The following is a 25,815-nucleotide window of genomic DNA, read 5'->3' as shown; positions in this document are numbered from 1 at the left end:
CGCGGACACCGCCATGGATTCAGCGGTCAAGTGCCGGCGCCTCCTGGCCTTTGACTCGGGCGCGGATCCGTTTGGACCGGGTGCGCGCCCGGCCGGCCAATTGCCGGGCCAGCTTCTCGCAATCGCCCAGATACTGTTCCGGCTGCAAAGCGGCACCAAGCCGCTCCGCCTGAATCACGCCGGCAACACCAGGCACCTCCGCCAGAACCTGGTCCAACGGACGGCCATCACGCAGGGACTCGAGCGATGCCGCGTGCACCAGATCATGGGCCCGCTGGCGCCCCATGCCATGACGCGCCAGTTCCATCATCACGTTCTCACTGTTGATCAGGCCACCGGTCAGCGCCAGGTTCCGTCGCATTTTTTCCGGAACGGTACGCAGTTTGTCCAGCAGTTCCACCAGTGACGCCATCATTTCCAGTGCCAGGGGACAGGCCGTTTCCAGAGAGGTGTACAGCATTTTGCTGGAAGCCGCGTCCCCTTCATGACTGACCTGAACCGCATCCAGCGCCAGGCTGACCTGAGCCCGTAACTGGGCGGCAACGGCGATCACGTTAACGGAAATTTTCGGATTGACCTTCTGTGGCATGGTGCTGCTGCCCACCACCAGATCGCCCAGTTCCTCGTAAACCTCGCCATATTCCTCCGACATCAGGACAAACAGCTCCTGAGCAATCTTGGAACAGGTCGCCGCCAGCAATGCCAGCAGCAATACATACTCCACCATGTGGTCGTTCACTGACCGGCTCGGCACTTCGAAGCAGCCCAGGCCCAACTGTCCGGCAAGGCGCCGGCCGAGTGCTTCCCCTTCGTCGCCAAACGAATGCCTCGCCCCGACCGCGCCCCCGAACACCAGGGTGAACACTCTGGGCTCAGCGGCGCGCAGGCGCTCCTCGTGCCGGAGCAGCTCATCAATCCAGGTCGCCACCTTGAAACCGAAAGTGATCGGCAGAGCATGCCGACGCTGGGTACGGCCCGCCATCACCTGCGCGGCACCGTTATCCGCCAGCCCCGCCAGGGAATCCAGACAGGTGGCCAATCGCGTCAGCAACCGACCGTGCGCTTCGCGTACCAGCAGGACTTCCCCGGCCTGCATGACATTCTGGGTGGTGGCGCCCCAATGCACATAATCTCCCGCATCGCCGTCACAGGCCGCGGCCAGAAAGCGCACCAGGGAAACAATCGGTGCTTTGGTCCGCGCCATGTCCCGGAGTAGCGCATCCAGGTCGATGCAACCAAGATCGCCCTTGCGCGCGATTTCCTCGGCGGCCGATGGCGGGATCATGCCCAGATCCGCCTGGCTGCGAGCCAGCGCCACTTCAATGTCCAACCACGCCTGAATTTTCCGTGGCATGGCGAACAGCGCCTCGGGGCTCTCGCGTTCTTCCTGATTCGCCTGGGTCATACTCTCAGCCCTTCTCTCAGCCCTTCATCGCTATTTACCCGCTGGCGTCACGCCGCAGCAGGAAATCGGTCAGCGCCGCGTTATAGCGGCGGCGATCTTCCATATAAGGGGCATGGCCGAGCCCGTCCAGGGCCAGGTGGCGTACATCGGCGATGCCGTTCAACAGTGGCTCGGCCTTGCTCAGCGGCGCCACCCTGTCCTGATCGCCGGTGATCACCAGCGATGGCGCGAGGATGCGGCTCAACTCCGCCTGCAGACTGGCGCGCTGAATCGCCAGGGCGGCCCGGCCCATGCCTTCCGGCCGGGACTGAGCGGCGATCCGCGCCACTTCCCGGAATACCGCCGGATCAGCGTTGGCCGGCAACATGCCCCGGGCGCGGCGTTCCCCATAAACCGGGCCGGGCAATTCCTGAAGTTCCCGCAGCCGTCGCTGGTAGCGCTGGTCGGAGGCAGCCGCGCCGCTCAGGCCGTGTCCCGGATGCGTACAGGACAGCACCAACCGCCGCACCAGGCCGGGTTCCAGCATGGCCACACGCATCGCCACCAACCCGCCCATGGAGTGTCCCACCAGATTCACCGGCCCCGATGCGATCCGCTTGATGAACCCGATAGCAACGCGGGCCAGATCGTCCAGGGTTTCGCCGGCGATGTCGGAATCGCCGTAACCGGGGGCATCCCAGGCCCACATTTCCAGCTCACCGGCCAGGTCGTGCAACTGATATCGCCAGCTTTCCGCATTGCCGTTGAGGCCATGGAATAGCACCACCGGCGCGCCCCTGCCGGCATGCAGAAAGCTCAGTTCCCCATGTTCCAGGCGGAGGCTGCTTCGCCTTTCGCCATGATCCACCTTGCTCATAATGCCTCTCGCCATAAAACGGTCATGTTCAGAACGGCGACACTTCGCCGTCACCGGAGCCGCGTAGCAGATCCCTGGATTTTTCCGAGCCATCCCGGCGCTCCCCGTCACGGCCCTGCCCGGTGGTTTCATCACGCCGCAAGGGAAACAGTGGCTCTTCCGCCTTGCCCGCCAGCAGATAGCGGGCACCCGGTTCGGACATCTTGCGGCCGCTATGACCGATGTCGTACACCGTGCGTAACTCCCAGTTGTAGGGCACCCCCAGCTTTTCCGCCTGACGCTGGTTGGCGGCATGGAAGTTCTTGCCTTTGGCCAAGCGATGGGCGCCCTGGGCCAGGGCGATATCGAGCTGACTGAGCAGCCGGTGCGAGGGGTCGTTATCGGCGGTGCCCAGCATGATGACCAGGTGATGGGCATACGCCGCCGCCAGATCCTCCGGCCCGACACCGGTGTTCTTGAGCCCATAGCGCAGTGGCAGACTCCAATCCGGAAAAGTATAGGTGCCGGAGTTGGCGGCCACCGCCGTGCGCACCTTGGCCTGCGGATACAGCATGATCATTCTCGCCACGAACTGGGCGCCGCTGCCGTGCCCCCAGATGTCGTATTCGGTGGCGTTCAACCCGAACCGTTCGCACAACCGATCAAAGGCACGATTGACGGCGGCGAAGGAGGATTGCTCCGGCGGATTCCGGTGCCCCTTGCCGGCGTCCACCGAGGAAGAGTCCGGCGAAACCCAGTTGCCGGCCTGATACCCCCAACCGGTGGGAAAGTCCTTTTGCGATACTTCCGGTGCCACCACCAGAACATTGTATTTGTTGGCGTAAGGCCCCCAGAAATCCCGATAGTTGTCCGCGTCACGACGGCCGCCGTGCATCACCAGCACCACCGGCGTGTCCGCCGTGACCCGATCCGGCCGTGCATACCAGAGCCGCATGTTCACCGGTTTTTCCGCCGTACCCGCCGGCACCACGATGGAACCGTAACGCTCGAACGTTTCCGGTTGCACGCTCTCCTGCTCGGTGTTCTCCGAGTACACCATTGGTGCCGGAGGCGTCGACTGGCAGGCGGCAAGCAGAGCTATCAATCCGAGGGTCAATATCAGCCTTTTCTTCATGGCGCGGATTCCTCTTTATTTATTTTTGGGGGGTCTGGCCAGTTTTCGGGGGTCTGGCCAGCGGAGAGCTGGGAGAAAGCGCCGGCAGCGTCTCCGGCCCTCCAGCATTTCACCAGAGTGCCGTCGGCCGCCCACTCCACTTCCGGCGCACGGCTGCGGCATTGCGCATCGGCAAGCGGACAACGTGGATGGAACGGGCATCCGGCCGGCCGGTTCATGGGATTGGGGAAATCGCCGGTCAGACGCGGCTCGGGGACGTCCAGCTCCGGCGCGATACTCAGGGCCGAGTCCAACAGAGCCCGGGTATAGGGGTGTTTCGGATGGGTCAGCACCGTATCGCGATCGCCGCATTCGACGATCTCGCCCAGATACATCACCGCCACCCGGTCGGCCAGATGAGCGACCACGGAAAGATCGTGGGTCACGAACAAATAGGTCAGATCCAGTTCATCACGCAGGTCCAGCAGCAAATTCAGAATCTGCGCCTGCACCGATACATCCAGCGCCGAAGTGGGCTCGTCGCAAATGACGATCTCCGGATCCAGAATCAAGGCCCGGGCAATGGCCACGCGCTGGCGCTGGCCGCCGGACAGTTGATCCGGAAAACTGTTGAACACCCGTGCCGGCAGCCCCACCAATTCCATCATGCGCCGCACCCGGGTTCGTTGTTCCGCCTTGGCACCCAACTGGTTCACCTGCAACGGCCGGCCGATAATGTTGCCAATGGTCTTGCGTGGATTCAGTGACGAATAAGGGTCCTGAAAAACAGGCTGGATCATGCGCGCCCGTTGCCGTGGCGGCAGCGCGCCAACAGGCCTGCCGGCCAGGGTCACGGTGCCGCTGTCCGGTGTTTCCAGACCCAGGATGGTGCGGGTCAGAGTGCTTTTGCCGCAGCCGGACTCCCCCACCAATGCCAGCACTTCGCCTTTACGGATCTCCAGACTGATATTGTCCAGCGCCCGCAACGACTTGCGTTTGCCAAACATTCCCCGGCGTACCGAGAAGGTGCGGCTGACGCCGGCCACTTTGAGCACGCTCTCCTTGGCCGGCTTATTGACCGGCGTTTGCTCCCGGTCGTGCCCTTCCAGCAACGAACGACTCCGGGTTTCCTCCGGATCGTGACACACATAGGTCCGCGCCGGCCCCAGGGGCCGGGTGGGCGGCGAATCGATGAAACACTCTTCCGCCGCGCGAGGGCAGCGCGCGGCAAAAGCGCAGCCGCGAATGTCCCCCGTCATGGAAGGCACCACCCCTGGGATCGATCCAAGCCGGTGCGCCGACGCTTCGCGGTAGCCCGGCACGCACTCCAGCAGGCCGCGGGTATAAGGGTGGCGGGGATCATTGAGCACCTGTGCGGTGGTGCCGGTTTCGACGATGTCACCGGCGTACATCACGGCGATGCGATCGGCGGCCCGGGACACCACACCCAGATCGTGGGTGATCAGGATCATCGACATGCCCAGCTCCGTTTGCAGCCCGCGAAGCAGATGCAGAATCTGAGCCTGAATAGTCACGTCCAGTGCCGTGGTAGGCTCGTCGGCGATCAGCAGTTCCGGTTCGTTCATCAATGCCATGGCGATCATTACGCGCTGGCGCTGGCCGCCGGACAGCTCGTGAGGGTACTGCTTGAGGCGACTGGCCGGATCCGGCAGCCCCACTTTCTCCAGCAACTGAATCGCACGCCGCCGCGCCTGCGCGGCGGACACCTCACCGTGCAGGGTCATCGCCTCGGTCAGTTGGCGCCCGATGGAGTAGACCGGGTTGAGGCTGGTCATCGGCTCCTGAAAGATCATGCCGATCTTGCGGCCGCGTACCTGTCCGGCCAGTTCCTTTTCGCTGACCGTGCTCAGATCGGTGCCGGCGAAGTTGACGCACGCCGCCGAGCGTCGCGCCGCCGGCGGCAGCAGGTTCATCAGCGCCAGCGCCGTCATCGATTTGCCGGAACCGGACTCTCCGACAATGCCGAGGGTTTCGCCCCGACGCAGCTCCAGGTCCACTCCCCGTACCGCCCTGAGCGTGCTGGTCTCAGTGGGAATTGCCACCGACAGATCGCGAATCTCCAATAAGGATTCCGTGCTCATCTCAGCTTCTCCGATTGGTCACGGTGACATCGCGAACGCCATCACCAAGCAGGTTGATGGCAATCACCAGCACAAACAGAGCAATGCCGGGCAGGATCACCAGCCAGGGTTGGAAGAACATGGCGGTCTTGCCTTCGGCGATCATCAACCCCCAGGACGGGGTCGGTGACGGCACCCCCAGCCCCAGGAACGACAGCGTCGCCTCATTGAGAATCGCCACTGCCACTTCCAGGGTGAAGATCACCAGGATCTGGTTGAGCAGGTTGGGCAGGATTTCCTTAACCGCGATCTGCAGCCGGCTACAGCCCATGGCACTGGCGGCGGCGACGAAATCCAGCTCGCGAATACGCAACGTGGCGGAGCGCGTCACCACCAGATAGAACACCCAGTGGGTGGCGCCTATCACGAAGATCACCACAGTGATCGATTGGCCGATCACGAACACCAGCGCCATGATCAGCAGCAGGCTGGGCACCGCCAATTGGCAAGTCACCAGAAAGTTCACCGCCTGATCCAGCCAGCCGCCGAAGTAACCGGCGATCACGCCGAGCGTGACACCGATGATCGCGCCGATAGTGGCGGCGCCGATGCCGATCATCATGGAAATACGCGCGCCATAAATGATGCGGCTAAGGTAGTCCCGGCCAAGGTGGTCGGTACCCAGTAGATGGCTCCATTGCCCGCCCTCGACCCAGGCCGGTGGCAGCAGGCGCAAGGACAGGTTCTGCAGATAGGGATCGTGAGGCGCCAGCCAGGGTGCCAGCACGGCGAACAGCGCCATCACCAGCAGAATGCCAAAGCCCACCAGCAACCCCGGGTGCCGACGCGCGCGCTTGATTGCCACTTGCCCTGGCGTCAGCCCGAGCTGGGCCTGTTCGCGCTCCGCCTCGGATGTCAGTTCGTTGCCGCCAACGGATTCCGTTATTGTCATGTTCATCCCATCCTGATCCGAGGGTCGAGCCAGGCGTTGATCAGGTCCGCCGCCAGCGTGAGCAACACGAAGGTCAGTACGAACAACAGGATCAAGGACTGCACGGTCGGTATGTCGGAGTTGAAAATGGACTCCACCGCCAGCCGGCCCAGGCCGTTCATGCTGAACACCGATTCGGTGACGATGGAGCCGCCCAGTTTGTGCCCCAGCTGTACCGCGAGCACGCTGACGATGGGCAACAGCGCATTACGCAGCGCCTGGCGCAGGATCAGCCGATAGCCGGTAAACCCTTTGGCGCGGGCGGTGCGGATATAGTCCGAGCCCAACACGTCAAGCAAACCGGTACGGGTCAACCGCATTACCGCGGGCACCGAACTGGTTCCCAGTACGAAGGCAGGCAAAACATAGTGTCGCCAGCTCGAATCACCGGACACGGGGAAGATCGGGAAGGTCACCGCCAGCAGGATGATCAGCATCAGCCCCAGCCAGAAGTTGGGGATCGCCTGGGCCGACACCGCCGTCGTCAGGGCAAACCGGTCGACCCAGCTGTTCGGCCTGAGCGCGGCGCTGATCCCCAGGGGCAAAGCAATCACCACAGTCACCACCAGCGCCAACAAGGCCAGCATGATGGTGACCTTGGCATGCTCCTGGATCAGCTCCACCACCGGCTGCTTCCAGAAGTAGCTCTGGCCGAAGTCGCCTTGCAGCACACTGCCCAGCCAATCCACGTATTGCACCGAGACCGGCCGGTCGAACCCGTACTGCTCGCGGATCGCGTCCACCATTTCCTGGGGCGCGTCCTCACCGGCGATGGTCTGCGCCGGGTCGGTGGCGAAGTAGAACAACGCGAAAGTACCGAACGACACGGTCAGGGCCACCAACAACGCCATCAGGGCTCTGCGCAGGACATAGTTGATCATGATCACTGCCTCCAGGCGGCTTGCCAGAGCCGCGGAACACCGTCCTCGGACACCGGCAGCGACAACGCCGGCGTGAGCAGGTAGTTCTGGCTGTAGGAAAACAGGGGCACCCAGTAAGCCTGCTCGGCGATACGATTCAGTGCCTCGCGATACAATCGGCGCCGCTCATCCCGATCGATGGTGCGTTCCGCCGCCAGGACCGTTTTCGACAGCGCTTCGTCGCCTGAATAGTTGCGGTTGGAGTTGGCGGTGAAATGCACGCCGGTGGACGCGGACGCATCCGCCGTGCCGCCACTGCCATAAGAGGCAAAGAACGCCCCCATCCGGTGGTCGTTGCGCATCTTGGAGAAGACGTTCAGCTTCACGTAACGCAGATCCACATCCAGGCCCACCGCTTTCAGATCGCTGACGATCGCCTCGGCGATGATCTTTTCCCGGTAGGCCCACAGCTTGAGGGAAAAGCCCTCCGGGTAACCCGCTTCCGCCAGAAGCTGCCGCGCTTTTTCCGGATCGTAGGGGTAACGCGGTCCGTCCGCCTGGCAGCCAAACTGGCGGGGATGGCAGGCATAGGGAATCGCCCGTGCACTGCCACGCACCAGATAACGGGAGATCGCCTCGCGATTGATGGCGTGATTGATCGCCTGCCGCACTTTCAGGTGGGTCATCGGTGAATCGGGATCGGCATAGCCGGCGGCGTCCAGAGTCAGATAACCAATGCGGATATCATTGCCCTCCAACCGTTCGACGCCCGGCAGGGCACTGACGTTGTCGGCCACATCCGGCGGCACGTCCATCATCAAATCGATACCGCCACTGAGCAGTTCCGCCTGCTGGGTACCCTCATCCGGAATCACCCGGAACACCATGTTCCTGATCCGGGCGCCGGCCTTCGGACTGTCCGGATAGTAGTCCTCGAAGCGTTCCAACACGATCCTGCGCCCCACATCGAACTGCTTGACGCGATAGGGGCCGATGCCATTGAGCGGCTGGTCACCACCGCGCGGATCGTCATAGGTTCCGCTCTTGCGCAACGGAATACTGATCGCCATATCACGCAACGCCATCGGGTACGGCATCTTCAGATTGAAACGCACCTTGAGCGGACCAAGTTTCTCGACACTGTCGAGCCAGCCGCGAATCACCGCGCCACGGCTGGTGTCGGAGTCCTTGTTCAGCACCCAGCGGAAGGTGTACACCACATCATCCGCGCTCAGCCGACCACCATCGTGAAAGCGGACGTTATCGCGCAAGGTGATATCCAGACGGGTGTCGCTTACCCATGTATAGGAAGCGGCGGCCAGAGGCTCGAATTCAAGGGTATCGGGGTCGACGAAGAACAGACCGTCATCGGTGAGACGGGACAGAATCAGCCCTTCCCTCTGAATCGAGTAGAGGCGGTCCACGGTGGTCAGCGCCTTGGAGAAGGCCACCACCAGGGTATCGTCGCTCGGCCCCGCGCTGGCACTCAGCGGCAGTAAGCTCACCATCATGCCGACCAGAAAAGCGCGCACCCGGACCGGGTAGCGAATCGTCATTGCTCCTCCCGTTATCGTTATTCGAATGCCGGATCAGAAGATCAGGAACTGGCGTCAGTCTAGTCGGGGGCAATACATCTTAAAATTGAATATATGGCATATTTAGATGCGTTTTATGCATCTTTTTAGGCCAACCACGATTCACCCCGTCATGATGGCGTGCCGCCCCAGTGATGCCTCCACCTGGGCACGCAGGCACTGCACCAGGGCACTGGTGGCCGGTGTTTCCTCGAAGCCCGGCGGGAACAGCAGCACGAATTCCAGACGGTAGGCAGGCCGTAGCGGCCGCAGGGAAAAACGGCTGGCATCCACCGCCTGCGCCGCCAACCGATCTATGATCGTGACACCCAACCCGTCCACCACCATCTGGCAGGCCAGCGCCGTGGAGGTGGTTTCGATTTTGCAGCTCAGTTCCACACCGGCCTTCTGGAAAATATCCTCCATCTGGAATCGCGGCCGCAGACCCGGCGCCAGAGCAATGATGTCGTGCTTGACCATTTGCGCGGGCGTCACCGAACGCAAGGCTTCCAGTGGATGCCCTTTGGGTACCATCACCATGGCGTCGGTGTCGAAGAATGGCCGCTGGATCACCGATGGATGATTACAAGGTTTGGTCAACGCCACGGCGATATCGTAATGACGGCCGGCCACCCACTGTTCGATATCACGGTGGCCACGCACATCGACACTGAACCGCTGCCCGGGATGTTCCCGCGCGAACCGGGCCAGCGCCGGCGATACCAGGCTTCCCGCCAACCGCGCCAGGGCCACTATGCGCAGCGTGCGTTGTCCGCCTTCCTTGATCTCCTGCACGATGCGCGGCAGATCCTCCAGATTGGCGAGAATTTTTTCCGCTTCCTGATAGAACTGTTTGCCCTCCGGCGTCAGCACCAGCCGTCGCTTCTCGCGCTTGAACAGCTTCAGTTTGAGCTCGTCTTCCAGGGTGGAAATCAAACGGCTGGTGGCCGGCTGACTCAGGTTCATCACCGACGCGGCGGACACCAGCGAACCGTGAATGACCACCGCGCGAAAGCACTTCAGTTTCTTGATATTCATCGTTTTCCGCCTTGCCTGCCACGCTCTGTTCGCATCCATTCAGCGCCATGGCGGCAACCATAAGATGCATAAAACGCATATATCTATACGATGTTTTCAATTTACATAAGTATCAACGATAACCGATAAAGTAAATCAGCATCGCACCGACAGGCGGCGCGCCAACATCAAAAATATTTGATCGGACTGGCCCTTTCTCACATCACAGGCCCGGACGAACGACGATAAAACAACAAAACCCGGAGGAATTATGGGATCCCCGAACTCGCTGCTGGCGATCACCGTATCGAGTCTGATCGCCGCACCGGCGCTTGCCGCTGAATTCGACGTGGGCGGTCAGGTGAACCGGGCGGTAATGTACGTGGAAGACGGCTACGCCGCCGGCTACCTGGGCGTGGGCTCGAGCACCGAGTTCTATCACGTGGACAACCGCAACAGCCCGACACGCTTTCACGTCGGCGGCACTCAGCGGCTGATGGAAGGATGGACGGCGGGTGCCCTGGTGGAAGTCGGTATCTACTCCAACTCCTCCAATGACGTCGACCCGGATAACAAATCCGTGGACGGCGACCTGGAGGAAAGGATTACCGACGCCTTCATCGACAGCCCGTTCGGCAAGATCACCGTCGGCCATGGTGAAGGGGCCGCCTATAACACCGGCCGCCTGGACTATTCCGGCACCGGCGTGATCAGCTTCCGCAACCCGGCCTTGATCGGTGGCAATCTGAGCTATGCTCTGAAGTCGTCCTCCTACAAAAGAAAATTCGACGCCGACGGCAACTTCACCGGTATCGAGAGCTTCGACCTGCAGGAAGGCGACAACAATCGCACCTCGATCAGCGGCAGCATCCGCGATTACAACTTCGAAGGCCGCCACGACCGCATTCGCTATGACAGCCCGCGCCTGGGCCCGGTGACGTTATCCGCCAGTGCCGGTCATGACAGTGGCTCCGATGGCCACGAATCAATCCTGCAGGCGGGTTTGAAATCCGGCCTGCGCGTGCCTGGCGGCCGCATGCTGATCGGCCTGGGCTACTCCGTGGCCACCCGCAACGCCGACGAGCTGGATCAACGCTTCGATCCCGATTCCAGTGTCGATCCAGATATCACCACCTACGGTGGTTCGATCTCCTACTTTCATAACGACACCGGTTTCAATCTCACCCTCGCCGCCATCAACCGCGAAGAAGAGCTCACTACCGAGGAAAAAACCGGCACCTTCAGCGCCACCCGTTCGGAGCTGGGCCAGTTCCGCTATATCAAGCTTGGCTACCGGCCCAGCCGCCATCACGCCTTTGATATTCACTATGGCGAGACCCGCAACCGTAACAAGGACGATGAAAAAGGCAGCGTCATCGGCATGGGGTATGTGTGGAGTCCCACCGAGATGTTCGACCTTTACGCTGGCGCCAAGATTCACAGCTTCGAGCGCGGTGAATGGTGCACCGCCTCGGGCAGGACCTGCTACAACCCGGAATATGAAGACATCAAGATCGTGACCACCGGCGCCCGGGTGAAGTTCTGAGGCGCCCTTGCAGACCCGCTGTGGGAGCTTGCTTGCAAGCGAATACTACAAACCGCCCGAGCGAGTCCCATTCGCTTGCAGGCAAGCTCCTACAGCGACTTCGTAGCCCCTTCTTTGCCAACGGTCCACGGTGCTGGAACCCGAAGCGTAGCGGTTCACTCGAAGCGGGCCGGTGCGGGAGCCTACATGGGCGTATCCACGGCGTCTCCGATGGAGAGCAATCCTGTTTCCCTCCAGACCACTACGACTCTTTCCGGGACCGTCTCTGGCGCTGCTCTTTCAACCAACGCTGCGCCAATAGCCGGCGGGACCCCGGATAACTTTCCTCGGTGACCCGCAAATCAACGATACGATCGGTACGGAAGTGGCGGAAATCCTCGCGCAGCTCGCACCAGGAAGCCAGCACCCGGGCGCCTTCGAAAAAGGCCAAAGTCAAAGGCCAGACGGTTCGCTCGGTTTCCCTACCCTCCACATCCCGGTAGACAATTCGCAGCTTCAGCTCCTCACGCAGAGCACGGCGCAATACGAACAGCGGTTCACCGCGCCGGGGAGCGCTGGAGGGGCCCGCCCACAGTCCGGTGTCCTCCAGCACTTCACGCAACGCCGGAGGTACCGCCGTGGCGATCTTGTCCAGTGCGCTGTTGGCGGCATCGGCCAGTTCCTCGTCGCCCTGCTGCCCGACCCAGCGAGCGCCAAGCAACAGCGCCTCCAGCTCCACCGGACTGAACATCAGCGGCGGCATGAAAAACCCTTTGCGCAGCAGATAACCCACCCCGGCTTCACCATCGATCGGCGCGCCCAGGCCGATCAGACTCTGGATGTCGCGATAGATGGTGCGGGTGGACACCCCGAGCTGCTCGCTGAGAGCACCGGCGGTCACCGGCCAGCGATGCCGGCGCAAAGTGTCGATCAATACGATCAACCGCTCCGCTCTTTGCATGGTCTCAATCCTTGGAACGGGCCTTGGAACGGGTGTGCTCGATAAGATCATCCACCACCGCCTGCTCCTGGCGCAGATCGGTGGCCACCGGATCACGGCCGGGCAACAGCAGGTTCAGCACCACCGCCAGCACCCCGCACAAGCTGATCCCCTGCAGCGTGAAGCCGCCGCCGCTGATGACCATGCCACCGATGCCGAACACCAGCGTGGTGGCCACGATCACCAGGTTGCGCTGGCGCGCCAAGTCTACCCTCGCCTTGATCAGGGTGTTCATGCCAACACTGGCGATGGAGCCGAACATGAGAATCAGGATGCCGCCCATCACCGGCGCCGGGATACTCTGCAACAACCCGCCGAAGCGGGACAGGAAGGACAATACAATGGCGAAAACGGCGGCCCACACCATCACCCGGGGATCGAATACCCGGGTCAGCATCACCGCCCCGGTCACTTCCGAATAGGTGGTATTGGGCGGCCCCCCGACCATGGCCGCGCCCATGCTGGCGACACCGTCCCCGAGCAAGGTGCGATGCAAGCCGGGCTTGCGCACATAATCCCGCCCGGTGACGTTGCTGATGGCGAGCACATCGCCAACATGTTCGATGGCCGGCGCCAATGCCACCGGCACCATGAACACGATCGCCTGCCATTCGAAAGTCGGCAGCACGAACTGCGGCGGTGCCAACCAGGCGCGCTCGGTGACCACGGCGAAATCCACCATGCCCAGCATCAGGGCGGAAAAATAGCCGCACAGCACCCCCACCATGATCGGCAACAGCCGGAAAAACCCCTTTGCCAGGGTGGCCACCAGCAAAGTGGTGACCAGCGACACCATCGACACCGTCAGTGCCCGCCCATACGGAAACAAGGTCTCCTGGCCGGTGCCGTCCATGCCCATGGCCATGTTCACCGCGGTGGGCGCCAGACTGAGGCCGATCACCATGATGATCGGTCCGGTCACCACTGGCGGCATCAGTACATGAAGAAAGCCCGGCCCACGCCAGCGCACCAACGCCGCCAGCACCACATAGACCACGGCGGTGACCATCAGCGCGCCCATGGTGGCCGGCAGGCCCCAGGCCTGCACGCCGTGGGATATGGGCGCGATGAAGACAAAGGAGGACGCCAGGAATACCGGGATCGAGAAGCCGGTGATGCATTGGAACAACAAGGTGCCGACCCCGGCGGTGAACAGCGCCACGCTCGGATCCAGTCCGGTGAGCAATGGCATCAATACCAGAGCACCGAAGGCAACGAACAACATTTGCGCCCCCACCAGAACGGTGCGGGGCGCGAAGAAACCGGGAGTGGCGGACATGGAGGCTCCGTGACGTGATCGGTTAGCGGGTACCGAAAATACGGTCCCCGGCATCGCCCAGGCCCGGCACGATATAGCCGTCCTGGTTCAAGCCCTCGTCCACCGAGGCGGTATAGATGTCCACGTCCGGGTGGGCCCGCGCCACCTTTTGGATGCCCTCCGGGGCCGCCACCAACACCAGCGCGCGGATCCGCTCACACCCCGCCGCCTTCAGCATATCGATGGTGGCCATCAGCGAGCCGCCAGTGGCCAGCATCGGATCGATGATCAGGGCGGTGCGCTCATGAATGTCGTGGGCCAGCTTCTCGAAATAGGCCACCGGCTGCAGGGTTTCCTCATTGCGATAAAGGCCCACCACGCTGACCTTGGCGCTGGGGATCAGTTCCAGCACGCCATCGAGCATGCCGATCCCGGCACGCAGAATCGGCACCACGGTGACCTTTTTACCCTTGATGCGCTGCACTTCCACCGGTCCGGACCAGCCTTCCACCGTGGCCGGCTCCAGCTCCATGTCGGCGGTGGCTTCATAGGTCAGCAAGACCGCCAATTCACTGGTGATCTGGCGGAAACTGCGGGTACTCAGTTTGTGCTGCCGCAGCAGTCCCAACTTGTGCTTCACCAGCGGATGGGCAACTTCTTTCACACTCATCGAATGGAGGCTCCGTTTTCAGCGCTTCGGGTAAGGTCGAGAGCCTGTTCATGATCTTTACGTCGCCGCGTTGCCGCTGGAAAAGCCGCCAGAGGGCGTTGCGGACTGCAGGCTCTGGTGGGTCCAAAGTCAAAGGCCGCAACGCCCTCTGGCGGCTTTTCCAGCGCAACCCGAAGGGCCGGGCCCCTTTTGCCGCCAGGCCGCGATTACGCTTGTTTATGTAGATTGACTACACCGCACAATCGGAATCACGACCTGACGACAAAATGAACTCCGGCGCGGTGGCGTAAAGATCATGAACAGGCTCTAGCGCTATTGTGTCGGGTTATCCGCCGCTGAACAAACCCCGAGGCCGGGCATGCCGGGCATTTGCGCTTTTTGCCCGGTCATTTTGACCAGGTATGAGGTCGGTACTTTTGGCTATTAGCCAGCGCCGCTTCACGGTTGCTATAATCCGCGCCCATTGTCGATTTGAAACCTCGCTGAAAGGACCGATTCATGGATTTTACCAAGGTACCCGCCGGGAAAGAGATTCCCGAAGACATCTACGTGGCGATCGAAATCCCGGCCAATGCCGATCCGATCAAGTACGAGATCGACAAGGACAGCAACGCCGTCTTCGTCGACCGCTTCATGGCCACCCCGATGTTCTACCCGGCCAACTACGGCTACATCCCCAACACCCTGTCCGAGGACGGCGATCCCCTGGACGTGCTGGTGGTGACCCCGTACCCGGTGGTACCCGGCTCCGTGATCCGTTGCCGCCCGGTGGGCATCCTCAACATGACCGACGAAGCCGGTAAGGACGCCAAGCTGGTGGCGGTACCGCACAGCAAGCTGACCAAACTGTACGACAACGTCAAAGACATCAACGACCTGCCCGAGCTGCTGCTGGCCCAGATCAAGCACTTCTTTGAGCATTATAAGGAGCTGGAAGCGGGCAAATGGGTGAAAGTGGACGGCTGGGACGGCGCCGAGGCCGCCAAGAAGGAAATCCTCAAATCCGTGGAAGCCTTCAACAAGGCATAAGCACCCGGATTCCGCGGCCGGGCTCCCGGTCGCGGCACGCCTTCCCGGTATCCGCTTTTCAATACCCCCGTTCCCGGAATTGTTTTGGCGTCTCCCCGCTCCAGCGTTTGAACGCCCGGGAAAAGTTCGCCACATCGTTATAGCCCAAGGCATAGGCCACATCGCTGACCCGCTGATGGCGATCCTTGAGCAGCGCCCGGGCCCGTTCATAAAGCACTTCGTCCTGGACTTGCCGGTAGCTTGACCCGGCCTGTTGGAGATGCCGTTTCAGCGTCCGCGGCGATACCGCCATGCGTTCCGCCATGGCCGCCAGATCCGGTAACGGTGCCGCCGTATCACGCAGCACCGCCCTCACCCGCTCGGCCAGCGGCCCCTCCTGCTCCAAACGCCAGCGGCTGACTTCCGCCTCGCATTGTTCCCGCGCCAGTGCCGCGGTCTGCGGATCCGCCAGCAGCGGCGCCACCGACAACAGTGCTTGCGGCAAAACCAGCGCGTCCTCATCCTGATTGAAGCGAACCGGCACCGGCACTTCCCCCCTCAGCGCCATGGCATGGGCCGGTGGCGGTTGCCGGAAGTGCAGCTCCGCCCCTTCAGGTACCGCTTCCAGCAGCTGTTCCAACATGTGGATGAACCCCACCAGCATGGCCTCCACCACGAAGGCATGGATCCGTCCGGGGTCGGCCGTGGCCACCAGCGGGAAAATCACCCGGCCCGCCTCCTCACGCCGGTCCATGTGCCAGAACGGCGCCCGCAGCCCCAGGTAGCGCCGGGCGGCATCGAGACCATCCCCGAGAGTGGCGCTGGACAGCGCCAGCAGGCCCACCGGACCATGCAGAGTAATGCGCATGGCCCGGGCATAACGGAACCCCAGCCCGGCGGAGCCGGCCATGTCCAGGGCCTGCTCGGCGCATCGCTGGGCCTGCTCCAGCGGCACCCGGCTCTGCGGCGCCAGCAGCTGCTCACGGCTTTCACCGACGCCCCCCAGCAAAGCGGCGGGGTCCTTACCCAGCCCTTTCATCACATCACACAACAGCACCACATAAATGCCGGGGATACCGGCATCGAACCAGGCACGGCCCAAAGTCACCACAGGTTGGCCCTCCACGACAAGACCCGTCACCGCTACTGGAGCATATTGACGTACAACCAACATTGGCAGAATCGCCAGGAGATCCCGATGCGATTGTTTTCCCGTCGACGTAGCGCATCACGCCAGCCGATCAAGGTGCGGCGCATGAACTTCGATTTCAAAGGTCTGGAGAAAGCCGGCTATTGGTATGGCGATGATCCGGTGGCCACCCATCTTCTCAACGTCCTCTCCATCACCTTTCCCGACGGCGAGCGCTTTTTCGTGGACGCGGTACGCGCCTTCCGCGACCGCGTCGACGACCCGCAACGGCAGAAGGACATCTCCGGCTTCATTGGCCAGGAGGCGATGCATTCCCTGGAGCACAAGGCCTTCAACGATCTGGTGGCGGGACAGGGTTACGATATGCTGGTCGAACGCGCCCTGAACGTCACGCAGAAGCTGCTGGCCGGCGCCCGCAAGCATTTGCCACCGGAGCGGCAGTTGGCCGCCACCGCCGGCCTGGAACACATCACCGCGATCCTCGCCGACACCATTCTCGGCCACAAGGACGTGATTGCGAGCATGGATCCTTCCGTGCGCCCCTTGTGGGTCTGGCACGCCATCGAGGAAACCGAACACAAGGCCGTGGCCTTCGATCTGTACCAGGATGTGGACGGCGACTACTGGCAGCGCCAACGCGCCTTCCTGATCAGCACCGCCTATCTGATTACCTTCACCAGCTATTTCACCTGGCAGTTTCTGAAGCAGGACGGTGTCCACCGGCAACCACTGACGCTGGCCAAGGGCCTGTGGCGTCTGTTCGGTTACCGTGGCGTGATCAGTTCCACCGTGCCGGCCTGGTTCCGCTATCTGAGCCCACGCTTCCATCCCTGGGACGACGACAACACCGATCTGGTGGAGCAATGGCGGGACACCCTGCCGGAGCCGGCGGTCAGTTCGGTGGCGTGAAAGACAGTTGGCAGTTGATAGTGGACAGTTGACAGCGAAAACAAGAGGCCAGACCTCTGTGGGAAGCTTGCTTGCAAGCGAATATTGCCAAGCGCCTGAGAGAATCCCACTCGCTTGCAAGCAAGCTTCCCTCAGCGGCTAAAGATCACCTGTTTTGTCTTCCCCTGGGCGCGGCCCCGTCTTATGGAACGCTCTAGAACCAGGTGGCGGGTAGACCGATCAGTATCAGTGGCATCCACAGCCCCAGTGCCGCCAACGCCGCGCCGTCGGTTTTCGTGGCCAGAAAGACATGGTCCACATCGGCCTCGGGCTGGTCCGGATCACCGTACAGAAAGGCGGCGGAGAAATAACAGGCCGGCACCAACGCCAGCCACGGCACCGGGGTGAACAGCCAGGCCACGACCAGAGCGATGCCCTCGATCAGACGGCGGAAGCGCACGCTGTTCCAGAGCCCGCGCAGCGTCGCCACCATCAGCATCGCCGCCACCAACAGAATCAGCCACTGCCCTCCGTCCAGATGCCATTCCAGAAGGCGTGGTCCGGACCACAACATATCCACCGCCAGCAGCACCGCCACCATTACCGAAACGATCACCCCCCGGGCCGGATGACGCAACGTCCACAGTGGCAAAATGGAGGCCCGCCTTTTGGTAATTTCACCTGCCGCCCGGGATAGGAAATGGAAGAACAGAAAACCCGCCAGGGCCCAGTAAAATGCGGGGTGGCCTTGCGGCGCCAGTATATCGGTGCCCTTCTGGCCGATCTGGGCGGCGGCGAAGAACAAATAAGGGTAGGACGTCAGCCGGAAGAGACGGGTACAGACACTCCCCCTGTAGATCGGCGCATGTTTGATGGAAAAGGGCTTGTCGTACTCTTTATCCATCGGCGGCTTGTAGGGAATCATGCGCGGAATCCGGGCACGGTACTCCAGGTAGTCCTCCCCAAAAATTTCCACCAGTTGCTGATCTTCCTCCCATAACCGATGCCGATAGGCGATGATCCAGAACGTCATCATCACCAGGGTGAACACCCCGTTATTGATGATCAGGCATAGCCCCAGGTCCATGAAAAAATTGGAGAGATGAAACGGGTCGCGGACCCAGCGGTAGGGACCGGACCGGGTCAGAGTGGCGTTCTTGTCCAAATGCCCCTTCGCCCAAACGTGCAACCAGGCCGCCAGAGCCATGAACAGCGCGCCCACCGAAAACGGCAACGCCGCCATGGTATTGAGCCCCGCCAGGCCGAGCAGCACGCCGCCCCCCACCAGATAGCTGCGCAGTTTGGTGCGCCGGATAGGAAGGTATTTTTCCCACTTATACTTATGCATCGAGGTTTTGGACAAGAGGCCCTCCCGTTCGACTATCGCATCAATTGGGTGTGTACCGCGCGGAATACCCTCTTTCCGCGCGCGCCCTGGATTCCAGCCGTGGCCCCGAAATCAACACAACTGTCATGATCCTGCGGGATACTCCAGGGAGACGGCATGCGCCAGCACATCAGAACCAAGGCAATGACCACCGATCCTGGTTGATTTCGGGGACAACTTTATGACATCCCAAAAAAAGGACCGTCTCTTCGCCGCCGAGGAACAGGCCATCAGCGATTTCGATTTCGGCGAGAACACCGCCGCCGTTTTCGACGACATGCTCGATCGCAGCATCCCTCAATATTGGGAGCAACAGCGGATGATCGGGGAACTGGCCCGGGAATTCGCGGTGCCGGGCTCCCGCATCTACGACCTGGGTTGCTCCACCGGCATCACCTTGAAAACGCTGGATCAAACCGCGGCGCCGGGTGTGGAACTGGTGGGCTGCGATTACTCCCCGGCGATGCTGGAACGGGCCCGGCACAATCTGGCCGAGCAATGCCTGTCCGGCCGTCTCCGTCTGGAATACGCCGATCTCAATGAGGGCGTCCAGGTGCAAGACGCTTCGGTGGTGGTCCTCAATCTCACCCTGCAATTCGTGCGACCGCTTAATCGCGAAGCCCTGTTGCGCTCGATCGTCGAAGGGCTACGGCCCGGCGGCGCCTTGATTCTGGTGGAGAAAGTGCTGGGCAATGACGCCTCCCTCAACCGTCTGTGGATCAAGCTGTACTACGACATGAAGAAGCGTAACGGCTATTCGGAAACCGAAATCGCGCAAAAACGCGAGGCCCTGGAAAACGTCCTGATCCCCTACCGCCTGGACGAGAACCTCAAAATCCTCTCCCGCGCCGGCCTGGACAACGTGGACGTGTTTTTCAAGTGGTATAACTTCGCCGGCTTTCTCGGAACAAAAAAAAGCAGTGAATAGTTAATAGTGAACAGTGAATAGCGCGCGAGACAAGAAAGGTTGATCGGACAGCAAAGAGGCCGCGTCCAAGGGCTGGGCGCGGCCTCTTTGTTTTCAGGAAAAACCATCAAACAGGTTTCTCAGAGAAAGTTGCGGATACACAAACACGCCTTGCGGAACCGCAAACCTTTTTCTTCGCTATTAACTATTCATTATTAACTGTTCCCTGCTTTTCCTACCCCTCCTGCAGCAACTTCCGAAGATCAATCAGGGAAGCGTTGGCGCGGGACAGGTAGTTGGCCATGACCAGGGAATGGTTGGCGAAGATGCCGAAGCCTGAGCCGTTCAGAACCATTGGGCTCCACAGGGTTTCCTGGGTCGCTTCCAGTTCACGCACCATCTGCCGGAAACTGACCGTGGCGTTCTTCTTGCGTAGCACGTCGGCGAAATCCACTTCCAGCGCCCGCATCAGTTGCACCAGTGCCCAGGACGCCCCTCTCGCTTCATAGAAAACATTATCGATTTTCATCCACGGGGTTTTCACCACCCGTTCCTTGCTGTCCAACTGAGTCACCGGGGTATTTTCCTCGGTGTCCAGCGTGGTGCGCCCGACGCTGCGGCTGAGGTCCTGGCTGAGGGCGCCAAGCCGGTTCTGTACTTCGTTGAGCCAGGAATTCAGGTTGTCGGCCCGGGCGTAGAATCGGCCATCGCCACTGCGCAGGCTCTCCAGGTAACGCTCCAGCGCACGGATACCACGGCGGTATTCGCTTTCCGTGGCGGGCATGGCCCAACTGCGGGAGTCGAAATTGAACTGCGGCTCGGCAATCGCCAGATTACGGTCTTCCTGACTCTGGGACTGGGAGCGGCTCATGTCCCGGCGCATCACCCGCACCATATCGCGTAACTGCACCAACACGCCGAACTCCCAGGACGGCATGTTATCCAGCCACAGTCGATGCGGCAGCACGTCGTTGCTCAGATAACCGCCCGGTTTGTCCAGCAGGGTACTGGCCACGTTGATCACTTCCAGCGTAGTGACCTCTCCAGGCTGGGCATTGGCGAGCGCCCGCACTTCCTGGAGATCCGGCTCCCAGCTCCAGTACCAGCCGAGCAGTACGTCCACCAGAAGCAGGATCACGATCAGCCACAGAGCGCCTTTCCATATTCGGTTATTGGCCGGGTCCAGCAACCGGTCGCCCATCTTCTGGGAGAACTTCTCATTACTCATCGGTGATCCCCACTCGCATCCTGTCAGGCCGGCAACGGCCTTTTCCATCATGTCGGAGCCCGGGCTCGGGACTCCACGGCATTGTGCGCCAATATAGCAGCCTTTGTCGCCAACGACAGGGTCCATGCCGCCAGCGGCGGCGGTCTTTGCGTCCATTTCGGCATGGGGGCACAATGCGTTCTTCGCCGCCGCCTGCTATCACTGTCCTGTAGCCTGGAGGCTCTTAAAGCCCCTTTAATCCGCAAGGCGCAGACTGGGAACCGATCCGCGCCGGCGACCTCTATATTTACTCGGGGTATACAGAAAACGGGTAGCGCCAGGGCCGCCGCCGGCAGGTCGGGGCCGTGCTCTTATGTTTGGGGAGACCGGGTCAGGGACAAAACCGGTTATCTGGAGAAATCAATGACACAACGCTTGCGTTCACTATTATCCCTTTTTGTGCTGGGGTTGCTCGCCGGTCCCGCGCTTGCACTGTCTCTGGGAGGCAGCAGCGGATTGGGCAACGACCAGCCGCCCACGGTGGACGAGGCGATCCAGGTGATGGCGGATGCCGACTGGGACAAGCAAACGGTGCTGGTGGGGTTTGAACTTCTCGACGACGTCTATCTGTACCGCCAACGCTTTGAGTTCATTCTTCGCGACACCAACGGCAACGTTCTCGATGACTTCTCCGGTTTCCAGATGCCCGCGGGCAAACCGAAGGTGGACCCGATATTCGGTGACGTCGAAGTGTTCTACCAGCGGCTGGAAGTAACGTTGCCGTTGCGCAGCGTGCCGCTGGCCGATACCGAGCTGGAAGTGCGTTATCAGGGCTGCATCGAGGATTTGCTGTGCTACCCGCCAGCCAGCAAGACCTTCTCCTTCAAGGAGCCCCGTCCCGGCAAGCCCGCCACGGCGCTGAGCGCTGCCGCGCCGACCACCTCCGCAAACGACGAAGGCTTCCTGGAGACGTTGTTTTCAGAGGATGCCAACGCCTTTAATCGCTGGATCTCCGGTCAGAGCCTGGGGCTGGTGATCGGACTGTTTTTCGCCGGCGGTCTGCTGCTGGCGTTCACACCCTGTGTGTTCCCGATGATTCCGATTCTCTCCGGTATCATCGCCGGTGAACAACATCCCAGCGCCCGTCGTGGTTTTCTGCTCAGCAGCGCCTACGTGCTCGGTGTGGCGGTACCCTACACCCTGGCGGGGCTGCTGGTGGCCCTGTTCGGGGCCGGACTGAACCTTCAGTTCCTGCTGCAACAGCCGGCCGCGATCATCACCAGTGTAGTGATCTTCGTGCTGCTGGCGCTGGCCATGTTCGGCCTTTACGAGTTGCAGTTACCGGCGGCATTGCGCGACCGGCTCAACCAGACCGGTCCGAAGCGCAAGGGACTGGCCGGCGCCGCTCTGCTCGGCATGATCTCCGCCCTGGTGGTGTCGCCCTGCGTCACCCCGATCCTCGCCGGCGCCCTGATCTATGTGGCCGGCAGCGGCGACGCCCTGACCGGGGCCGCCAGCCTGTTCGCACTGTCCATTGGCATGGGCGTGCCGCTGATTCTGTTCGGCACCGGTGGCGGCCATTTTCTGCCCCGGGCCGGCCTGTGGATGGAGGAGATCAAACGCTTCTTCGGTGTGGTCATGCTCGGGGTCGCCATCTGGCTGCTTGACCGCATCGTGCCGGCGCCGGTGACCCTGGCGCTGTACGGTCTGTTGCTGGCCATTTACGGCGTCCAACTGGGCGCCCTGGAACCGGTGAAAGAAGGCGGCTCCCGTCTGCAACGGGGCCTTGCCCTGGTGCTTACGTTGTACGGGGTGATTTTGTTGATCGGCGCCGCCTCCGGCGCCCGCGACCCATGGCAACCGCTGGCCCACTGGCAGCAACCGGCGGCACCGGTCACCGCCGCCACTTCCGGTACGGCGCAACCCGCCGCGGCCGCGGAAGACCACGGCCCCTGGCGCACGCTCACCGGTCAGGCGGCATTGCGTCAGGCCCTGGCGGAATCCTCCCGGGCCGGCCGGCCGGTGCTGGTGGACTTCTTCGCCGAGTGGTGCGTGGCCTGCAAGGTGCTGGAGGAAACCACGCTGAGCCATCCGGATGTGCTGGCCACCATGGAGGGATTCGATCTCTATCGGGTGGATATCACCGACATCAACAGCGAAAACCAGGCGATCATGACCGAATACAACATTTTCGGTCTGCCCAGTCTGGTGTTCTTCACCCCCGCTGGCGAGGAAGTCCCGGAATCCCGGGTACTCGGAGAGATGGGGCCGGAGCGGTTCATCCGCCATCTGGAGCAAACCGTTTTGCCAGTCACCGCCTCCTGACCCGCCGCCGTGACCGGCGTCCCGATCCCATCATCAGGGGCGCCGGTACATGTAACGAATAGTGTAAAGTTCTTTTTTCGCCGGGCGATTCCCCCTAGACTGCAAACTTCGGGAAAAGCCCCGGCCTGATGCCGTTTTTCCCTCCTGTTCACCGCAGATAACGACACATTCAGGGGTATCCATCTTGGCCACCATTCTGGTTCTGCACGGACCCAACCTGAATCTGCTCGGCCAGCGCGAGCCGGACAAATACGGTGCCACTAATTTGGCGGAAATCGACCAGGCCCTGCAGATCCGGGCCCGGCAGGCCGGCCATCATCTGCAGCATATGCAAAGCAATGCGGAATACGAGTTGATTGAGCGCATCCATGCCGCCCGCGGGGAAGGCGTCGACTTCATTCTGATCAACCCGGCCGCCTTCACCCACACCAGTGTGGCGCTGCGTGACGCCCTGCTGGCGGTGAGCATCCCGTTTATCGAGGTGCACCTGTCCAACATTCACCGGCGCGAAACCTTTCGTCATCACTCTTATTTCTCGGACATCGCCGAGGGAGTGATCTGCGGTCTCGGCGCCGACGGTTACTCTTTGGCGCTGGACGCGGCCATCCGCCGTCTGGGCACCGACGACGACCTTTGACTTTTAACATCAACAGCTCCCAACAGGACTGGACATGGATATTCGAAAAATCAAGAAATTGATCGAGCTGCTGGAAGAATCCGGAATCGAAGAACTGGAAATCCACGAAAACGAAGAATCCGTACGCATCACCCGGGGCGGCTGGCGCAATGCCGCGCCGGCACCCATCGCCCCGGTGGCACCCGCTCCGGCAGCCCCGCAACCCGCCGCGGCCCCGGCGGCCGAACCGGAACCGGCATCCCCGGCCGGTCATCTGGTGCGCTCTCCCATGGTGGGCACTTTCTACCGGGCCTCCTCTCCCGGCGCCACCCCGTTCGCCCAGGTGGGCCAGAAGGTCAACGCCGGCGACGTGCTGTGCATCGTCGAAGCGATGAAAATGATGAATCAGATCGAAGCGGACAAATCCGGCACTATTGATGCCATCCTGGTCGAGGACGGCGAACCGGTGGAATTCGACCAGCCGTTGTTCTCCATCGTTTAACGGAGGTCGAAATGCTGGAAAAAGTCGTCATTGCCAACCGCGGCGAGATCGCCCTGCGCGTGCTGCGCGCGTGCAAGGAAATGGGCATCCGTACCGTGGCGGTGTACTCCAAGGCGGACCGCGATCTGATGCACGTGCGTCTCGCCGATGAAGCGGTGTGTATCGGCCCGGCGCCGTCCATCGATTCCTATTTGAACATCCCCGCCATCATCAGCGCGGCGGAAGTAACCGACGCGGATGCCATTCACCCCGGTTACGGCTTCCTGGCGGAAAACGCCGACTTCGCCGAAAGCGTGGAACGTTCCGGCTTCACCTTCATCGGACCGCGCGCTGATACCATCCGCCTGATGGGCAACAAGGTGTCCGCCATCGAGGCGATGAAAAAAGCCGGCGTACCCACCGTCCCCGGCTCCAATGGTCCGGTGGGTGATGACCCCGAAGCCACCCAGGCCATGGCCGAGCAGATTGGCTATCCGGTCATCATCAAGGCCGCCGCCGGCGGTGGCGGGCGTGGCATGCGCGTGGTGGAGCATGCGGATCAATTGCTCAACGCGGTGACCCTGACCCGTTCCGAAGCGAAAAACGCTTTCGGCGATGCCACCGTGTACATGGAGAAATTCCTGCAGAAGCCACGCCATGTGGAGATTCAGGTGCTCTCCGATGGTGCCGGCCACGCCATACACCTCGGCGACCGGGACTGCTCCCTTCAGCGCCGTCACCAGAAAGTGGTGGAAGAGGCTCCGGCCCCCGGCATTCCGGCTCACCTGAAGGAAGAAGTGGCGCAACGCTGCGTCAATGCCTGCAAGGAGATCAACTACCGGGGCGCCGGAACCTTTGAGTTCCTGTACGAGAATGAAGGCTTCTACTTCATCGAGATGAACACGCGCGTGCAGGTGGAGCACCCGGTCAGTGAGATGATCACCGGCGTCGATATCGTCAAGGAACAGCTGCGTATCGCCGGCGGCGAAGGCCTGACGTTGAAGCAGGAAGACATCACCTTTCTTGGCCACGCCATCGAGGTGCGGATCAATGCCGAGGATCCCAACACCTTCGTCCCGAGCCCCGGCAAAATCAGCTACTTCCATGCGCCGGGCGGCAATGGGGTGCGGGTGGATTCCCACGTCTATGGCGGCTATACCGTACCGCCCTACTACGACTCACTGATCGGCAAGATCATCACCTGGGGCGAGAACCGCGACGTGGCGTTTGCCCGCATGCGTAACGCTCTGGACGAGATCGTGGTGGAAGGCATCAAGACCAACGTGGCCCTGCACCGGGACAAGATCTTCCGCGACACCGCTTTCCAGGAAGGCGGCGTGGATATCCATCACCTGGAAAAGAAGCTGGGTAATCATTAAGGCATCGCGGTCCTTTCTTGTATGGAGTCCTGTATGGAGTCCTGTATGGAGAGAACCGCTACAAAGCCGCTGTAGGAGCTTGCCTACAAGCGAACCTCGGCAAACCGGGCCCAATTCGCTTGCAGGCAAGCTCCCAC

22 protein-coding genes are annotated in these 25,815 nt (G+C 61.6%); 8 read left to right on the top strand and 14 right to left on the bottom strand.

Annotated elements, in window-relative coordinates; genetic code table 11:
- Positions 1–19: 19 nt before the first annotated feature.
- The 8 genes from MA04_RS02585 to MA04_RS02550 all read right to left on the bottom strand — a co-directional run bounded on the left by MA04_RS02585 (position 20) and on the right by MA04_RS02550 (position 9,898).
- Positions 20–1,405 carry a class-II fumarase/aspartase family protein gene (locus MA04_RS02585; protein ID WP_262459354.1) on the bottom strand — a complete coding sequence of 462 codons (1,386 nt, stop codon included), beginning with the start codon at positions 1,403–1,405 and terminating at the stop codon, positions 20–22.
- A 34-nt stretch (positions 1,406–1,439) separates the two neighbouring features.
- A complete protein-coding gene (locus tag MA04_RS02580; protein WP_262459353.1) occupies positions 1,440–2,261 on the bottom strand; it encodes an alpha/beta fold hydrolase in 822 nt (273 codons plus the stop codon).
- Between the two features lie 28 nt (positions 2,262–2,289).
- Positions 2,290–3,375 carry a hypothetical protein gene (locus MA04_RS02575; RefSeq protein WP_262459352.1) on the bottom strand — a complete coding sequence of 362 codons (1,086 nt, stop codon included), beginning with the start codon at positions 3,373–3,375 and terminating at the stop codon, positions 2,290–2,292.
- Positions 3,372–5,456, bottom strand: a complete 2,085-nt coding sequence (locus tag MA04_RS02570) for a dipeptide ABC transporter ATP-binding protein (protein ID WP_262459351.1) — start codon at positions 5,454–5,456, stop codon at positions 3,372–3,374. Before MA04_RS02570 ends, MA04_RS02575 begins: the two co-directional genes overlap by 4 nt.
- 1 nt (position 5,457) lies before the next feature.
- The gene (locus tag MA04_RS02565; RefSeq protein ID WP_262459350.1) at positions 5,458–6,387 is read right to left on the bottom strand and encodes an ABC transporter permease; all 930 of its coding nucleotides are present in this window, start codon (positions 6,385–6,387) and stop codon (positions 5,458–5,460) included.
- 2 nt (positions 6,388–6,389) lie between these two features.
- Complete coding sequence (locus MA04_RS02560; protein WP_262459349.1) at positions 6,390–7,307, bottom strand: ABC transporter permease; 918 nt, start codon at positions 7,305–7,307, stop codon at positions 6,390–6,392.
- A gap of 2 nt (positions 7,308–7,309) precedes the next feature.
- Positions 7,310–8,842 carry an ABC transporter substrate-binding protein gene (locus MA04_RS02555; RefSeq protein ID WP_262459348.1) on the bottom strand — a complete coding sequence of 511 codons (1,533 nt, stop codon included), beginning with the start codon at positions 8,840–8,842 and terminating at the stop codon, positions 7,310–7,312.
- A gap of 141 nt (positions 8,843–8,983) precedes the next feature.
- Positions 8,984–9,898, bottom strand: a complete 915-nt coding sequence (locus MA04_RS02550) for a LysR family transcriptional regulator (protein ID WP_163125137.1) — start codon at positions 9,896–9,898, stop codon at positions 8,984–8,986.
- 250 nt (positions 9,899–10,148) lie between these two features.
- Between MA04_RS02550 and MA04_RS02545 the strand changes: the two genes are divergently transcribed.
- The gene (locus MA04_RS02545) at positions 10,149–11,423 is read left to right on the top strand and encodes a porin (protein ID WP_163125139.1); all 1,275 of its coding nucleotides are present in this window, start codon (positions 10,149–10,151) and stop codon (positions 11,421–11,423) included.
- Positions 11,424–11,664: 241 nt separating this feature from the next.
- On the opposite strand, the gene MA04_RS02540 is transcribed toward MA04_RS02545, so the two are convergent.
- The 3 genes from MA04_RS02540 to upp are packed head-to-tail and all read right to left on the bottom strand — an operon-like array spanning position 11,665 to position 14,330.
- Positions 11,665–12,363: a helix-turn-helix transcriptional regulator gene (locus MA04_RS02540; protein ID WP_163125141.1), complete on the bottom strand. Its 699-nt coding sequence runs from the start codon at positions 12,361–12,363 to the stop codon at positions 11,665–11,667.
- 4 nt (positions 12,364–12,367) lie between these two features.
- A complete protein-coding gene (locus MA04_RS02535; protein ID WP_262459347.1) occupies positions 12,368–13,681 on the bottom strand; it encodes a uracil-xanthine permease family protein in 1,314 nt (437 codons plus the stop codon).
- A gap of 22 nt (positions 13,682–13,703) precedes the next feature.
- Complete coding sequence (gene upp / locus MA04_RS02530) at positions 13,704–14,330, bottom strand: uracil phosphoribosyltransferase (protein ID WP_163125145.1); 627 nt, start codon at positions 14,328–14,330, stop codon at positions 13,704–13,706.
- A gap of 498 nt (positions 14,331–14,828) precedes the next feature.
- On the opposite strand from upp, the gene ppa reads away from it, so the two are divergent.
- On the top strand, positions 14,829–15,359 hold the full coding sequence (gene ppa, locus MA04_RS02525) for an inorganic diphosphatase (RefSeq protein ID WP_262459346.1): 531 nt from the start codon (positions 14,829–14,831) through the stop codon (positions 15,357–15,359).
- 58 nt (positions 15,360–15,417) lie between these two features.
- Here the strand turns inward: ppa and MA04_RS02520 are convergent, their stop codons facing one another.
- Positions 15,418–16,449, bottom strand: coding sequence for an AraC family transcriptional regulator (locus MA04_RS02520; RefSeq protein WP_262459345.1), 1,032 nt, complete (start codon positions 16,447–16,449; stop codon positions 15,418–15,420).
- A gap of 87 nt (positions 16,450–16,536) precedes the next feature.
- Here MA04_RS02520 and MA04_RS02515 point away from each other — a divergent pair, with 87 nt between their 5' ends.
- Positions 16,537–17,397, top strand: a complete 861-nt coding sequence (locus tag MA04_RS02515; protein WP_163125185.1) for a metal-dependent hydrolase — start codon at positions 16,537–16,539, stop codon at positions 17,395–17,397.
- A 193-nt stretch (positions 17,398–17,590) separates the two neighbouring features.
- Here the strand turns inward: MA04_RS02515 and MA04_RS02510 are convergent, their stop codons facing one another.
- Positions 17,591–18,739: a methyltransferase family protein gene (locus MA04_RS02510; protein WP_163125187.1), complete on the bottom strand. Its 1,149-nt coding sequence runs from the start codon at positions 18,737–18,739 to the stop codon at positions 17,591–17,593.
- A gap of 205 nt (positions 18,740–18,944) precedes the next feature.
- On the opposite strand from MA04_RS02510, the gene cmoA reads away from it, so the two are divergent.
- Positions 18,945–19,691, top strand: coding sequence for a carboxy-S-adenosyl-L-methionine synthase CmoA (gene cmoA / locus MA04_RS02505; RefSeq protein WP_233924482.1), 747 nt, complete (start codon positions 18,945–18,947; stop codon positions 19,689–19,691).
- Between the two features lie 214 nt (positions 19,692–19,905).
- On the opposite strand, the gene MA04_RS02500 is transcribed toward cmoA, so the two are convergent.
- Positions 19,906–20,898, bottom strand: a complete 993-nt coding sequence (locus MA04_RS02500) for a DUF2333 family protein (RefSeq protein ID WP_022994102.1) — start codon at positions 20,896–20,898, stop codon at positions 19,906–19,908.
- Positions 20,899–21,300: 402 nt separating this feature from the next.
- Here MA04_RS02500 and dsbD point away from each other — a divergent pair, with 402 nt between their 5' ends.
- The 4 genes from dsbD to accC all read left to right on the top strand — a co-directional run bounded on the left by dsbD (position 21,301) and on the right by accC (position 25,678).
- Complete coding sequence (gene dsbD, locus MA04_RS02495; protein WP_262459344.1) at positions 21,301–23,202, top strand: protein-disulfide reductase DsbD; 1,902 nt, start codon at positions 21,301–21,303, stop codon at positions 23,200–23,202.
- A gap of 184 nt (positions 23,203–23,386) precedes the next feature.
- Positions 23,387–23,839: a type II 3-dehydroquinate dehydratase gene (gene aroQ / locus MA04_RS02490; protein ID WP_262459343.1), complete on the top strand. Its 453-nt coding sequence runs from the start codon at positions 23,387–23,389 to the stop codon at positions 23,837–23,839.
- Between the two features lie 34 nt (positions 23,840–23,873).
- Entirely contained in the window at positions 23,874–24,320 is a 447-nt protein-coding gene (accB, locus tag MA04_RS02485) for an acetyl-CoA carboxylase biotin carboxyl carrier protein (protein ID WP_063140386.1), read from the top strand.
- A gap of 11 nt (positions 24,321–24,331) precedes the next feature.
- Positions 24,332–25,678 (top strand): acetyl-CoA carboxylase biotin carboxylase subunit, encoded by a 1,347-nt coding sequence (gene accC / locus MA04_RS02480; protein ID WP_163125193.1) that lies wholly within the window; start codon positions 24,332–24,334, stop codon positions 25,676–25,678.
- Positions 25,679–25,815: the final 137 nt, after the last annotated feature.

It is taken from the genome of Alloalcanivorax balearicus MACL04, assembly GCF_025532145.1.
In the GTDB taxonomy this organism is placed as follows: Bacteria; Pseudomonadota; Gammaproteobacteria; order Pseudomonadales; family Alcanivoracaceae; genus Alloalcanivorax; species Alloalcanivorax balearicus.
This window is presented reverse-complemented; position numbering and strand designations above follow the sequence as displayed.